The organism is Pseudanabaena sp. PCC 6802, from assembly GCF_000332175.1.
Lineage (GTDB): Bacteria > Cyanobacteriota > Cyanobacteriia > Pseudanabaenales > Pseudanabaenaceae > PCC-6802.
Map to the genome: position 1 here is coordinate 2,496,032 of NZ_KB235914.1, position 14,056 is coordinate 2,510,087.

At 49.7% G+C, this 14,056-nt stretch carries 11 protein-coding genes and 1 pseudogene; 8 read left to right on the plus strand and 4 right to left on the minus strand.

The window, feature by feature from the left end; all coding sequences use genetic code 11:
- The first annotated feature begins 20 nt into the window (after positions 1–20).
- Positions 21–1,091 (plus strand): ABC transporter ATP-binding protein, encoded by a 1,071-nt coding sequence (locus PSE6802_RS0117030; protein WP_019501253.1) that lies wholly within the window; start codon positions 21–23, stop codon positions 1,089–1,091.
- On the opposite strand, the pseudogene PSE6802_RS35880 reads toward PSE6802_RS0117030, so the two are convergent.
- Positions 1,083–1,217: pseudogene (locus PSE6802_RS35880) on the minus strand (Uma2 family endonuclease); the annotation flags it as partial. The gene PSE6802_RS0117030 and the pseudogene PSE6802_RS35880 sit on opposite strands and share 9 nt — an antisense overlap.
- A 167-nt stretch (positions 1,218–1,384) precedes the next feature.
- Here PSE6802_RS35880 and PSE6802_RS0117035 point away from each other — a divergent pair.
- The 4 genes from PSE6802_RS0117035 to PSE6802_RS29390 all read left to right on the plus strand — a co-directional run bounded on the left by PSE6802_RS0117035 (position 1,385) and on the right by PSE6802_RS29390 (position 6,001).
- Positions 1,385–2,305, plus strand: coding sequence for a serine hydrolase (locus PSE6802_RS0117035; RefSeq protein ID WP_026103363.1), 921 nt, complete (start codon positions 1,385–1,387; stop codon positions 2,303–2,305).
- Positions 2,306–2,601: 296 nt separating this feature from the next.
- Positions 2,602–3,093, plus strand: coding sequence for an RNA recognition motif domain-containing protein (locus PSE6802_RS0117040; protein WP_019501255.1), 492 nt, complete (start codon positions 2,602–2,604; stop codon positions 3,091–3,093).
- A gap of 75 nt (positions 3,094–3,168) precedes the next feature.
- Entirely contained in the window at positions 3,169–3,966 is a 798-nt protein-coding gene (locus PSE6802_RS0117045; RefSeq protein ID WP_019501256.1) for a YdcF family protein, read from the plus strand.
- A 178-nt stretch (positions 3,967–4,144) separates the two neighbouring features.
- A complete protein-coding gene (locus PSE6802_RS29390) occupies positions 4,145–6,001 on the plus strand; it encodes a polysaccharide deacetylase family protein (RefSeq protein ID WP_156815567.1) in 1,857 nt (618 codons plus the stop codon).
- 21 nt (positions 6,002–6,022) lie between these two features.
- Here PSE6802_RS29390 and PSE6802_RS0117055 read toward each other — a convergent pair whose 3' ends face one another.
- Complete coding sequence (locus PSE6802_RS0117055; protein ID WP_019501258.1) at positions 6,023–6,271, minus strand: Ycf34 family protein; 249 nt, start codon at positions 6,269–6,271, stop codon at positions 6,023–6,025.
- A 269-nt stretch (positions 6,272–6,540) separates the two neighbouring features.
- Here PSE6802_RS0117055 and ndhO point away from each other — a divergent pair, with 269 nt between their 5' ends.
- Positions 6,541–6,756, plus strand: a complete 216-nt coding sequence (gene ndhO, locus PSE6802_RS0117060; RefSeq protein ID WP_019501259.1) for an NAD(P)H-quinone oxidoreductase subunit O — start codon at positions 6,541–6,543, stop codon at positions 6,754–6,756.
- Between the two features lie 108 nt (positions 6,757–6,864).
- On the opposite strand, the gene PSE6802_RS33570 is transcribed toward ndhO, so the two are convergent.
- Positions 6,865–7,035 (minus strand): hypothetical protein, encoded by a 171-nt coding sequence (locus PSE6802_RS33570; RefSeq protein WP_019501260.1) that lies wholly within the window; start codon positions 7,033–7,035, stop codon positions 6,865–6,867.
- A 1,255-nt stretch (positions 7,036–8,290) separates the two neighbouring features.
- On the opposite strand from PSE6802_RS33570, the gene PSE6802_RS29395 reads away from it, so the two are divergent.
- The gene (locus PSE6802_RS29395) at positions 8,291–10,441 is read left to right on the plus strand and encodes a calcium-binding protein (RefSeq protein WP_156815568.1); all 2,151 of its coding nucleotides are present in this window, start codon (positions 8,291–8,293) and stop codon (positions 10,439–10,441) included.
- Here PSE6802_RS29395 and PSE6802_RS0117075 read toward each other — a convergent pair.
- The gene (locus PSE6802_RS0117075; RefSeq protein WP_019498360.1) at positions 10,430–11,683 is read right to left on the minus strand and encodes an IS256 family transposase; all 1,254 of its coding nucleotides are present in this window, start codon (positions 11,681–11,683) and stop codon (positions 10,430–10,432) included. The genes PSE6802_RS29395 and PSE6802_RS0117075 overlap by 12 nt on opposite strands.
- On the opposite strand from PSE6802_RS0117075, the gene PSE6802_RS31245 reads away from it, so the two are divergent.
- Positions 11,662–14,028, plus strand: coding sequence for a calcium-binding protein (locus tag PSE6802_RS31245; RefSeq protein ID WP_083901715.1), 2,367 nt, complete (start codon positions 11,662–11,664; stop codon positions 14,026–14,028). The two genes, PSE6802_RS0117075 and PSE6802_RS31245, sit on opposite strands and share 22 nt — an antisense overlap.
- Positions 14,029–14,056 lie beyond the last annotated feature (28 nt).

A 14,056-nucleotide genomic window follows, 5' to 3' on the forward strand; every position in this document is an offset into this window, starting at 1 on the left:
ACACAACCCCATCCCCCACTATGCTACAAATTCAAAATCTCAACAAAACCTACACTCCTAAAGTCATCCCGGTTAAAGACATCAGCTTAACTGTAGGAGATCGCGAATTTCTCACTCTGCTCGGCCCCTCCGGCTGCGGTAAATCCACTGCCCTTCGCCTGATCGCGGGTTTGGAAACACCCACGCACGGGCGCATTATCATTAACGAAGAAGATGTAACGCACAAGCAACCAGGCGATCGCAATATCGCAATGGTGTTTCAAAGTTACGCCCTCTATCCCCATATGAGCGTGTATGAGAATCTCTGCTCCGGCCTAAAGCTCAAAAAACTACCTCTAGAAGAGATGAAACAGCGAGTCGCAGAAGTATCGCAGGTATTGGGATTGGACGATCTCATGCATCGCCGACCCGCGCAATTATCGGGAGGACAGCGGCAGCGGGTGGCTGTGGGTAGAGCTTTGGTGCGTCGTCCCAGTGTCTTTCTGTTAGACGAACCGCTCAGCAATTTAGATGCGCTTCTGCGCGAACGAGTCCGCGCCGATCTCAAGCAGTTATTTGCCACCCAGAACGCGCCAGTTGTCTACGTTACCCACGATCAAACTGAAGCCATGACGCTTTCGACTAAGGTAGCCGTCCTTAACGATGGTTACGTCCAACAACTCGGCAAGCCGGAGGATATCTACAACAAGCCAGCCAACATATTTGTGGCGGGGTTTGTAGGCAGTCCCCAGATGAACCTGCTGACTCTGCCCTGTAGCGATCGCAGTGCCTTACTAGGAGATTTCAAGATTCCCTTGTCAGAAACTCTAGCAACTCTGCCATCGCATATTGTCCTAGGCATTCGCCCAGAGCATATTCAGTTAGCACGACCCGATGACACCCATACAATTCGCGGTCGTATATCTCTAGTGGAAAACTTGGGAATGCACTACTTGGTAAGCGTACGAGTTCAGAATCAGCGATCGGAAATCTTGACACTTCGCGTTTTATTACCCAGCGATCGCAGTGGGAACAGCGAAGAGATAAACCTCACATTGCCTCCACAGCACACCCACTGGTTTGATGTCGATACAGGTAATTCTCTGCATTGATTCGGTTAGAACTATACTTTGGGGGTGCTCTTGAAAATTTTTCACAAAGGTTCCATCTGACTCAGGCAATTGCGTGTGGTCAGGTAAGCCGATACTAATAGGCTGACTGTTTTGGGCAAGAGTCATAATAAACCTATTTGTTGGTATAAGGTTTCAGGTTTAACCTAGCATATTTGATAGCAGTGCTTGCCAGAATGCCGCTCGAAATTTTATCCTGTGCGGGAACTCATACCAAATCCGCACTTTTGCGATTAGCCGAACCAATAACAAACATCTATCCAGAATCCCCAATCATGACTTTCTTTCAACTAGATCAAAAGTTACGGGATACTTGCGATCGCCTGATCGATCTAGCTTGCAGCAAATACCCACTGACTTCTAGCCAAATTGCCATCACCCTACTGGTATACGATGCGGAGTCGCTCGTCGATTGTGCGGCTGCAGATGCGGACAACTTTTGGCATCGCCGCATACGCGGCTACAGTCATAGGGGCATAGAACTGGTCTACCCCGCCAGCGTGATCAAGCTGTTTTATATGGTGGCTTTGCATGAGTGGCTGGATAAGGGCATGTTAACTCTTACGAGTGAAACGGAGCGAGCGCTGCGCGACATGATTGTAGACTCTAGCAACGATGCCACTGCCCTGATCGTTGACGTGCTGAGCGGTACGACGGGGGGGCCAGAGCTATCACCGGGGCCGTTTGCAACCTGGCAGTATCAAAGACAAATTGTTAACCGTTATTTCTCGAATCTTGACGTACCGGAATACGGCCTGATTAATATCTGCCAAAAAACCTGGTGCGACGGCCCCTATGGTCGCGAGCGGGAGTTTTACGGTGCCAATATGGAAAATCGCAACATGCTGACCACTGAGGCAACTGCTCGCCTTTTGCACAGCATCATCGGGGGCATGGCAATTAGTCGCGATCGCTCTGCCCAGATGCGTCAGTTACTTTACCGCAGTATCGAACCCCAGGATCTAGCATCCGATCCCTACAATCAGGTAACGGGTTTTTTGGGTGGTGGGTTACCGAAGAATGCTAGATTGTGGTCAAAAGCGGGCTTAACTAGTAAAGTCCGCCACGATGCTGCCTATGTGGAAATACCCGATTGCCCTGCCTTTATGCTGATCGTCTTCACGGAAGGCGATCCCGACAACCAGGAGATTTTGCCGTTTTTCAGTAGCAATGTAGTGGCAGAGTTGACGCAATAGCAAGACCGTAGGGGCAAGTTTAGCTAGTAATTATTGACTTGTACGAACAGCGATCGCACAAAACCTGCCCCCTACACCAATGGATTTTTTCATAAAACTGAATTTTTTACCGCGAATGCATTGCGTATGGTGTTTTGTTTTATGGTATTTTGATAGTTGGCTTAAACCGTTATTTTATCCAACTCTTTGTTCGTGACTGGCAGCACATCAAAGTACGAATTAATCATGCTATGGCTGCTGTAGATCGATTTTACAAACTCAGAAGATTTCACTAACTGCAGAGGATTACCTTCACCATGTCTATTCGTCTTTATGTTGGCAACCTGCCATCGGAGCTAGATCGTCAAGCACTAGAAAACATATTCAACGAGTCTGGCGAATCAGTATCGTTGAAGGTGATCACCGATCGCAAAACCGGCAAATGTCGCGGATTTGGTTTTGTCACAGTTGGTACCCCCGAGTTAGCCGATACAGTCATTGAAAAATTTAATGGATTTGACTTTAACGGTACCGTATTGAAGTTAGAGAAAGCTCTACCCCGTAATAAAGGTAAAGCCGAAGGTGAAGAAGAAGGTAATGACACCAATGCATCTAGCCAGACTAACAACTCATCTCCTACACCAAAATCTTCTAAACGCAGCGGCAAGTCCAAGCGGTCGGGCGGCAATCGTTCCTCTTCCCATAGCAGTAGTAGCAGCGCATCCGAGGCTCACCAACCCGATCCCCGTTGGGCACAAGAGTTGGAAATTCTCAAGCAAAAGCTCCTAGCAGCCCAAGCTGCCAAATAAAAAGGTTTCGTTCAAGTTCTAGAGCGTACCTCGGTTGGTTAAGATAGCCAGTCGAGGTCTTTTTTATGAGGGGTTATGTTTTTAGCGCTGTCCAAGATTTTGCCATTGTTTATCTATCCATTAGGCTTGTCGATCGTCCTGTGCGGCATTGCCGCGATTGCGATCCTACGGGGTAAGGCTAAAACCAGATCCTGGGCAGGCACTCTAATTGTTGTGGCGATCTGCATTTTACTCGTCAGTAGCAGTCGCCCTGTATCTGACGCTTTGGTGCGATCGCTAGAGTGGCAAAATATCCCCGAGCGCGATCTGCCCGTTGCAGATGCGATTGTGGTGCTGGGTGGCGGTATCCGACCTCAAATACATCCCCGTCCGTGGGTGGAAGTGGCCGAAGCAGGCGATCGCATAATTTATGGTGCGAGGCTATGGAAAGCGGGTAAAGCCCCGTTGTTAATTGTTAGTGGTGGGCGAGCGGAGTGGCTGGGCGAGGGTGGCAATCCAGAGTCAGAAGATATGGCCGCGATCGCCACCTTGTTGGGCGTACCGAGTACGGCAGTTATTCAGGATGCCACCTCTCTTAATACGCGCGAAAATGCAGTCAACGTCCAGGCGATTCTGTCGCAAAAAAGCCTGCGCAAAATTCTCTTAGTCACCTCGGCGCTACACATGCCGCGCTCCTTGGCAATTTTTCGTAAATTGGGGATCGATGCGATCGCTGCACCTACAGACTTTCTGACGGTAAGTACCGATAATGCCAAAGGCTTTGTCGGTACCTTATTAGATCTTTTACCGGAAGCGGAAGCATTGAAAAATACCACCAATGCCCTCAAAGAGTTGGTGGGAATAATTATCTATCGCCTGGTGGGATGGGCATAAGGCACGATCCCCACGCTCCCACCCCCAGTAAGGGTTTAGCATTTGTCATGAATTCTTACGTTTGATGCCAAGACTGTCGCACAAATGCTAAACCCCTGCGGTATCTCCAATCCTCATCCCACAACAATGTGCCGAATTTTCTGCTTAAATGTACTAGGTCACATGGTGTGCAGTTGTTATGAAGAAGTCAACGTTCCTCTTGGTTATGGCTTTAGTTGCCGTAGGTGTGGGCATGGGAGCCGGAATTGCTGCCTCCTTGGTATCGTTACGGAGCAAAAACACTCCGCAGGTGGAACCCGAGATTGTCGCCACATCAAATGTCTCGATATGTAGCTTCAATACCCTTACTGATGTCACTAACTCCTTGCATAAGGCAAAATCGATCGAAGCGATCGCCCTCGATCCCCTCCCCACCTTAGTTAGTTTCGCGAATAATCTTTCTTCCGATCTGATTGCTACTTTGAATCCCGCACCTTGGCCGCAGATTAGCGATCGCGCTCGACAGGCGCGCGTCCCCATCATCATGTACCACGACATCACCGCCGTGAAGCAGGTCGATTGGGATGTTACGCCTGAGGAATTGGCGCTGCATTTCCAGGCTATTCAAGACGCAGGCATGACTCCAATTAGTATGGATCGACTGGTCGATCACCTGCGTACAGGGGCATCTCTACCCGAAAAGCCCGTACTCTTGACCTTCGACGATAACTATCTCGGTCAATACCAATACGCTTTCCCATTACTGAGGCAATATAACTACCCTGCTGTGTGGTCGGTGCATACGGGCTATGTTGGCAAACTAGAAGGCAAGCCCAAAGCCACCTGGGATCAGTTGCGGGAAATGCAGCAAAGCGGCCTGATTACGATCGCTTCTCACACGGTCAATCACCTTAATTTGTCCGATCTTGACGATGACAAGATTACCAAAGAATTAGTAGATTCAAAACAAACATTGGAAAGGGAGTTAGGAATCCCCATTCAATACTTTACCTATCCCGAAGGTTCCTACAGCGATCGCGTCAAGGAGAAAGTTAAGGAGGTCGGCTACAAAGCGGCGCTCACCATGAGCCTCAATCCCCGCCTGGAGCAGCCCGCAAATACATCTGAAGATATGCTAGCGATCAGGCGTTACGGGCAGTCGCGCTTGCAGGATGCCATCTCTGTCGCTTGGAATGGCTTAGACTCAACCCAAACCACTGCCTCCAGCGCCCTTTATCCCACCACTTTCTCTACACCCGTACAGAAAAAGCAGTTAACTGTCGATGGCTTGGGTCTAACACTCGTCTATGGGGGTAAACCCGTTACCGTCCATGCCGATACTCGCGGACAGGTGGCAGATATTATGAAGTCAACCCCAGCGATCGCCGCTGTGGATGGTGGCTTTTTCTCGCTAGAATCTCTGCAAGACAACAAGATGATCGGGCCGGTACTGAGCCAATTTTCCAGTCAAGCAGGCGTTCTGAATCCTGGTAGGAAAGGGGAAAATCCGTTACTAAAAGGTCGTCCCCTCGTCCTGATTAGTCCTGATGACGTGCGCTTTGTGCCTTACGATCCCGACAAGCATGCCACCCAAGAGCAATTGCAAGCGGAACTGCCGAGCGTTACCGATGCTTTTGTAGGAGCGGGGTGGTTGGTGCGCGACGGCAAGCCGCAACCAGCCGAAAGTTTTGGAAAGTTATATGGTTTTGATGCCCATCGCGATCGCGCGTTTTGGGGTATCGATCGCTCCGGTCGTCCTGTAATTGGGGTCACGATGGATATGATCGACTCGGTGGGCCTGGGTGTCATCCTGGCGAAAGCAGGTTTGTATAATGTGGTGATGCTGGATTCGGGTGCGAGTGCGGCGCTTGCCTATCGGGGCAAGTCGGTCATGAGCTACGAACCCAGACCCGTCCCGCACATTGTTGCCCTCCTGCCACCCGAACCCAAAAAGGAAGAGACGCAAACAGACTCTTTAAGCTGTCCATCTGGTTTAAATACTACTGGCACGGATAGCACGACGGAACAAACCAAAGACACGTCAACATCGGAATAAACAAAAAATATAGGAATCGCCTCAGGTGGGTACTAGTTCTCCCGGTCTGAGTTTCGCCCATTTGCCAGTTTCCCGTTTAAAGCTCTCGCAACCAACCACGTCCCACTCCATCTGAATTTCATCGCCAACCGTCCTGATGTTAACGTTGATGCTGGGCGAGATTGCCTCGAAGTCGGGCGTTTCGGTGAGGTGGGGTTGTTGGTGCTGTTGTTCTACGGCGTGGTAGGTGACGCAGCGATCGACATAGTGGCAGTTAACGCAGATGCACATAATTTTTACCCTCGACGCGGTTAGGGGACTAAAGGATCGAGAACGAGCTATAGGAATTATAGAAATTCTCTAGCCTGCATTTCTTCTATAGTAATCGCGGGCAAGGTCAGTTGTGGGTAAAATACTTAAAGTATAGCCATAGACAGATCTGTTAGGACAGGGGGTGTGGGGGCTGCGCCCCCACGCAGGGGTGAAACCCCTGCACCCCGTCCTAAGCCTGTTGACTATAGCTATATTTTAAGAAACTTATACCAAACAAGTACTAAACTATGGCTCTGAAAAAAGGTTCACTGGTCAAAGCAATCCGCGAAAAGCTAGACAACAGCGTTGAGGCACAGGCAAACGACACGCGCTGGTCTAACTATATTTTCGAGACCAATGGTGAAGTACTGGAATTTCGAGGCGACTACATCCAGGTCAAATTTATGCAAGTCCCCACCCCACCGATTTGGTTCCACAAAGACCAATTGCAAGAAGTAGGTTAGGAAAATAGATGCACCCCGAGGCTAGCCTCGGGGTTTTCATATATTTGATATGGGAATTGCTGGTTAGTATCACCATCTCAACTCGCTTCTACTGCTATGTTAGATTTATTAGCTCGGACTATTAACAAAGTTCGGGCTGTAGCTAGGGAAAATTATTTCCACTTTACCGAACTTTAGTACAAATACGGGGATCGCTGTGACTTCAATTAAGGTATCGCCGATCGCCGCCCAATCCATATATAATTTGACATGCTTGAAGGCAGCCAGATCTTTTTTCAATTGCTACTTAGATAGCTACCCGATCGCTTCCCTCACAAATATTAAATTTGCCCACAAAAGGATAAATATCGCGAATTTAATGTAGCAATACCAGAAAAGTTATGGGATAATTAGTACACGATCGCAAAAGAAGTCCAAAGTAGAAGTTTCTCTAAGAATGTATTGCGATCGCTTAGTACGGACACCTAGTCCGAGCAAACGAGGTATCTGCGACGCAGAGTTTGTCTAATGCGATCGCATTTAGTTTTCTTAGTCTCAAGAGAATGAGGCTAGATCTATATTTCGTAAAACTCAATTAACTCGACTGTAGCGAGTTTCAGGCCAGTTGCGAGCGGCGTAACGATCGCTCAAGGTGTTATGCGATAAACTTCTTGAACTTCGATTTTGAATGACGCTCGTTCGCATTCATCTGAAAGCCGCTGCGGAAGTTGCCAAAGCAGGCAGGTGCGTATAGCCAATATCTTTTGGGAAGGTCGCAGTTAGTCGATCTAGGGGCGATCTGCGCCACCAAATCCCCCAATTCTGGGGAGTTTTGAGAAATCCGTTGCCCTCAATTTTGTGGTAGGAGGTGCGATCTTTAGGTTCTCATCCATTCTAACAAATGGTAAGTCGGTGTGGGATTATTTGTCTGGTGGAAGCTGTATTGCCCTGCAATTGATTGAGGGAATGGAGCTTTTGCGATCTCGCGAAATAAATCTAAAGCGGTTTTTATAGCGGTTTTCATCTGAAAACGAGAAGGGGGTTTGGGGGCGTTGCCCCCAAGAAGGGGAGGCAGGGCGGTCTTGGGGGTTCCCCGCTAGAGCCACTGCCGTGTGGAACCCCTTCACCCCGTCAATAAAACCTGTTCTCAATTGAAAAACGCTATACCTTGGAACGAGACAAGGGAGAGTGGAGGCATACAGCTTTGGCAACCAGATGCCAGGAAACAATCGCAATGTAAAGAAAAAATAACGTTATGTGAATTTTTTGCGGAACGTGTTGTATGGTTATATAACTAATAAGTTATATTAATCGGACTATAATCTACTACCTGGCTTTTACTGAAGCGGAGGGAGAAGGGGAGGTGGCTTCGTGACTAAAAAATTATTCCCAATAGATTCTCAGTAAATTCCTAAAGATTCGATCGGTTCGATTCTCAGGGAACTACTCTCGGACAAATTTGCGCTCCATTTTAGAAAAATAATATTTGCTGCCACTTTGGTCTCCAGGTGTAGAGATGCTGTAGGGATGGAAGTGAGTTGGCGAGGAGGTTTTTATGAATACGTTTGAGGTGAATACTATGTTGGGCGATCGCGCTTTGGAAGATTCTCTTGAAGCGGCGCGGGCATATCTCGGGCAATTTGCTACTGCTCCCGATTTTGCGCCCAGGATGCAGGCAGCGTTTGGCGAAGGGATCGACGTTGCCGATTTACAGGTGGCGTGGCGGGCTGGCGATTTCAGTGGGTTGCCGAGGGTTGAGGTGCGATCGCCCGCAGAAATCAATGGAGCAAATGGGGCGTATGCGGCTGCGACTGACACCATCTATCTATCGCGGGATTTTCTGGATCGCAATGCGGGCAATTTGGAGCCGATTGTCAGCGTCCTGTTGGAAGAGATGGGACATGCGGTTGATGCGCGGCTGAATCGCGCTGATAGTCTTGGGGATGAGGGAGCGATTTTCTCGGCATTGGTTCGCGGTGAAAGGCTAACTCCTCAATTGTTGGCATTGCTGAAGGCAAAGGACGATTCTGCTACCGTTACATTAGATGGGAAAGATGTTGCGATCGAGCAAGACAATATCGTCGGCACTGATGGGAATGACAATCTCCCTGGTACGAGCGGTAACGATACGATTGACGGTCTGGGTGGAAATGACGTTATTAATGGTTTGGGAGGCGACGATTCGCTAATTGGGGGTCTGGGTAACGACCAGGTTTATGGCGATGTAGGCAACGACACCCTTGATGGCGGTGAAGGGGATGACTATCTCATTCCAGGCTCAGGAGTGAATGCTATCATCGGCGGTGCGGGAACAGAACGCCTCGACCTCGACTACTCAACGCAAACTAGCAACCTGAAAGTTGACTATAGCGACCCAAACAACGGCACAATTTCTGACGATTCGACACTCAAAGAAGTAGAGTGGATTGTTATTGGCGGTGGCTCTGGCAACGATACGATTGATATTTCAGCTACTACAAGTACCGACTATGTTTTGAGCGGAGCAGGTAACGACTTAATTGTTAGCGGTTCGGCTTCCTATGACCGACTTGAAGGTGGGGATGGCAACGATACCATTCGAGGGGGTGTTGGTGATGAAGTCAACGCCGGCAACCTTGGTGGTATCTATGGTCAAGCTGGAGATGACAGCCTGCTGGGAGAAGCAGGGAACGATTATCTCGATGGTGGAGTAGGCAACGACACCCTTGATGGTGGTGAAGGGGATGACTATCTCATCCCAGGCCCAGGAGTGAATGCTATCATCGGTGGTGCGGGAACAGAACGCCTCGACCTCGACTACTCAACGCAAACTAGCAACCTGAAAGTTGACTATAGCGACCCAAACAACGGCACAATTTCTGACGATTCGACACTCAAAGAAGTAGAGTGGATTGTTATTAGCGGTGGCTCTGGCAACGATACGATTGATATTTCAGCTACTACAAGTACCGACTATGTTTTGAGCGGAGCAGGTAACGACTTAATTGTTAGCGGTTCGGCTTCCTATGACCGACTTGAAGGTGGGGATGGCAACGATACCATTCGAGGGGGTGTTGGTGATGAAGTCAACGCCGGCAACCTTGGTGGTATCTATGGTCAAGCTGGAGATGACAGCCTGCTGGGAGAAGCAGGGAACGATTATCTCGATGGTGGAGTAGGCAACGACACCCTTGATGGTGGTGAAGGGGATGACTATCTCATCCCAGGCCCAGGAGTGAATGCTATCATCGGTGGTGCGGGAACAGAACGCCTCGACCTCGACTACTCAACGCAAACTAGCAACCTGAAAGTTGACTATAGCGACCCAAACAACGGCACAATTTCTGACGATTCGACACTCAAAGAAGTAGAGTGGATTGTTATTGGCGGTGGCTCTGGCAACGATACGATTGATATTTCAGCTACTACAAGTACCGACTATGTTTTGAGCGGAGCAGGTAACGACTTAATTGTTAGCGGTTCGGCTTCCTATGACCGACTTGAAGGTGGGGATGGCAACGATACCATTCGAGGGGGTGTTGGTGATGAAGTCAACGCCGGCAACCTTGGTGGTATCTATGGTCAAGCTGGAGATGACAGCCTGCTGGGAGAAGCAGGGAACGATTATCTCGATGGTGGTTCGGGCAATGACACCTTAGATGGCGGTTCGGGCAATGAGAGAGTGCTCAGATTTTTGTGTAAGCGAGAAATAAGGTCAGTAATTTAAACGTCCTGGGAATAGGATAGCAAAATATGACAACGCTGCCTTCCAATCTTTAAGGGGGCGAGTCCAACGCTTGGCAATGTTATGCATGGCCAAGAACATGAGCTTGAAGACAGATTCCTCATCGGGGAAGACAGCCTTGGTTTTAATCACCTTGCGCAGGGAGCGATTGAGGGATTCAATGGCATTGGTAGTGTAGATGACTTTGCGGATGTCCATGGGATAGTCAAAGATGGGGATAATGTTCTGCCAATGGCGCAGCCAGATTTGGCTAATCGCGGGGTATAGGCGATCCCACTTGGCGGCAAAAGCCTCAAGCGCAGCTTCGGCTTCTGCCAAAGTGGCAGCATGATAAATGGGCTTGAGGTCAGCCACAACAGCTTTAGCGTCTTTCCAGGGCACATGACGCAAACAGTTGCGGATCAGATGCACAATACATAGTTGCACCTGGGTTTGCGGGAAAACAGCCTCAATCGCCTGGGGGAATCCCACTAAGCCATCGCAACAGGCAATCAGAATGTCCTTGACCCCACGGTTTTTGAGGTCAGTCAGCACCTTGAGCCAGAACTTAGCGCCTTCGGATTCCACCTCCCCAATCCACAGCCCAAGCAATTCTTTGTTGCCCTCAACCGTAATACCCAAGACGACATAGACCGCTCGCTTGCTCACCCGACCCGACACCTTGATATTCACGTAGAGGGCATCGAGGTAAATGATGGGATATACAGGTTCCAGGGGACGGCACTGCCAAGCCTTGACCTCGTCGCTAACTGCATCAGTGACCTCACTGATGAGTGCGGCGGAGATCTTGGCACCATAGAGTTCTTCGAGTTGAGCACTAATGTCTCGGGTGCTTAATCCCCGTGCATACATAGCCAGGATTTTCTCATCGAGTCCTGCTATTCGCCTTTGGTGTTTCGGTACCAGCACGGGGTCAAACTCGCCGTTACGGTCTCGCGGTATCGACAACTCCATTTCGCCCTGTTGCGACTGCACCGTCTTCTGCGAGTAGCCATTGCGGCTGTTGCGTCGCACAACTTCGTCTTCTACCGCTTCCTCTCCCTTAGGCGTGCTTGATTTGAGGTGATGGCTCAGCTCTCCCGTGAGCGCTCGCTCGATTAGTCGTTGACTCAGTTGCTTCAGTAAGCCCGATTCTCCTAGAATGTCCTCGGGGCTATGGCACTCTGACACCAACTCGTCTAGTAGTTCATCTGTACGATTAGTTGCTTGTTTGCCTCTTAACATGTTGCGGTCTCCTTGGTTTTTGTGATTCTAGACCGCTTACACAAAATTCTGATCAGTCTCGCAATGACTACCTTGGTGGTGGCGATGGCAACGATGTATTTACCTTTGCTCTTAACTCTGGCATTGATACTGTTGCCGACTTCATCAAAGGTGCGGACAAGATCGACTTGACTGCCTACAACACCAACTTCAGCGACCTCAGATCTAACACTGCCCAAGTAGGTGCGAACACGCTCATTAATCTAGGAAATGGAAACTCAATAACCCTTCTCAATTTCACCGCTACCAATCTGGAGGAGAGTGACTTCATCGGTCTTGGTGCATCTCCTCCCACCCCCAATCTATTCCTAACGGGGATCGTCGATTTTTCAACAGACTCAGCAGGTAACATTAGTGGAGGACAAGGATGGAACACATTGAGTGGCGATCCTCCTCACGATTTATGGGTCATCCAGGGTGACAATTTGAATGGTACCTTTGTCAATAGTTCGGGTGCAAGTATAAGTATCCCTCTTTCAGCGGGGGAAACAACATTTACCCTATACGGAAATCCCGGGAATACTCAATTTTTCTCTTTCTCTGGATTAAATCTCTTCTTCAACGGTAACAACAATAACCCTGGTATTTCAGTCTTTACTCCTGTATCAACTTCAAATGTCTTGCCGGGATTTCCTTCTGTTAACAGCAGTCCACTAACCATAAACCTAGGATTCACTACCATAGTACCGGCTTCTGGTAGTGCGATCTTCAGTCTTGGAGACAAGCGGGTTGAATTGACCAGTTATGGCTGGTATACTCCATCCGTCTTCGCACAGGATCGAGTCCAGGCTTACGCACTAGCTCCAGGTGCAGGTTATGATTTTATTGGCAAGTTCACGTTAAGAGTTGGCACTGCTTCTTCCGTTCCAACGGAAGGAGACGATACCCTCTACGGAACGCCGGGGAACGACACGATTGATGCTTTGGGTGGCAACGATCTGATTTTTGGTCTGGGTGCTAATGACAGCTTGATCGGCGGTACTGGCAACGACACTATCGATCCCGGTTTGGGCAACGACACCGTTGATGGTGGCGACGGCACCGATCTACTGACCGTAGATTACTCCAGCCTCACTACCGATATCTCTTCCACCAACTCCGGCACCAGCGGCACGATTTCTACGACTGATAACAGCGTCAACTATTCCAGCATCGAGCAAATGAATCTCAGCGGCGGTAGTGGCAATGACACGCTGGTTGGCACCTCTGGCGGCGACACGCTGAGCGGTAACGGCGGCGAAGATTATATGGTAGGCGGCGAAGGCGATGACAGTCTCGACGGTGGGGCTGGCAACGACACGTTAGACGGCGGATCGGGCAATAACACCCTCAATGGCGGTGCTGGTGGCGATGCGATCGCTGTATCTGGTTCGGGTACGGTGTTCGGTGGCGATGGCAACGATACTTTCATCTTCTATGGCCCATTCACAGGCATTATCGATGGAGGTGGCGGTAGCGACAGCATCTTTATTGCACCTACTTACCCTGGAGACATTATTTTCCCAGGAGCGCCAGGAACGCCAGGAGCGATCTCGGGCATTGAAACGATTGCTGTCCAATCTAGCAGCGGCAACGACTACCTGATCGGAGGCGATGGCAATGACTCTTTGGACGGACAGGGCGGTAACGATACCCTGGACAGTAAGGGTGGCAACGATACCTTGCTCGGCGGTACTGGCAATGATGTCCTCAAGCCTGGCTTGGGAACAGACACCGTTGATGGTGGTGCTGGCGACGATTTGCTGGTGGTGGACTACGCCAGTCTCAGTACCGACGTATCTTCGTCTCACAACAACGGTTCCGGCAGCATCAGCACTACCGACAATCGGGTTGACTATGCCAACATCGAACGGTTGAGCCTGACAACTGGCAGCGGTAACGACGTGCTGGCAGGCACCAGCGGCAACGACACCCTCATTGCTGGCAATGGTAATGATTCGCTATTCGGTGGTGTGGGTAACGACAGCCTCGATGGTGGAGATGGTAACGATACGCTAGTCGGGGCTAACCCCACCAGTACCAACCCTGGTTTGGCTGAAATCGATACCCTGGCAGGCGGTGCGGGTAGCGATCTCTTTATCCTCGGCGATTCGACCTGGCAAGCCTACGACGATCGCAATGCGGCAACGAATGGCACGAACGACTACGCGATTATTACTGGTTTCAATTCCAGCGATGGCGATACCATTCAACTCCAAGGTCCCAAGAGCAAATACCTTTTGGAAACATCTGGTTCCGACACGCGGCTGTTAATTCTGGAGTTTAGACTAAAAAGTGGTAAAAAGCAGCCAGCCATTGCAGACTGACCGCTTGATGATGGAAGCTGAAAAGACT

Bases quoted from the DNA above. Each gene is read 5' to 3' on its own strand.
- PSE6802_RS29390 (WP_156815567.1), top strand. From the start codon at position 4,145: ATGAAGAAGTCAACGTTCCTCTTGGTTATGGCTTTAGTTGCCGTAGGT.
- PSE6802_RS29395 (WP_156815568.1), top strand. From the start codon at position 8,291: ATGAATACGTTTGAGGTGAATACTATGTTGGGCGATCGCGCTTTGGAA.
- PSE6802_RS0117045 (WP_019501256.1), top strand. From the start codon at position 3,169: ATGTTTTTAGCGCTGTCCAAGATTTTGCCATTGTTTATCTATCCATTA.
- PSE6802_RS0117030 (WP_019501253.1), top strand. From the start codon at position 21: ATGCTACAAATTCAAAATCTCAACAAAACCTACACTCCTAAAGTCATC.
- ndhO (WP_019501259.1), top strand. From the start codon at position 6,541: ATGGCTCTGAAAAAAGGTTCACTGGTCAAAGCAATCCGCGAAAAGCTA.
- PSE6802_RS0117075 (WP_019498360.1), bottom strand. From the start codon at position 11,683: ATGTTAAGAGGCAAACAAGCAACTAATCGTACAGATGAACTACTAGAC.
- PSE6802_RS0117040 (WP_019501255.1), top strand. From the start codon at position 2,602: ATGTCTATTCGTCTTTATGTTGGCAACCTGCCATCGGAGCTAGATCGT.
- PSE6802_RS0117055 (WP_019501258.1), bottom strand. From the start codon at position 6,271: ATGTGCATCTGCGTTAACTGCCACTATGTCGATCGCTGCGTCACCTAC.
- PSE6802_RS0117035 (WP_026103363.1), top strand. From the start codon at position 1,385: ATGACTTTCTTTCAACTAGATCAAAAGTTACGGGATACTTGCGATCGC.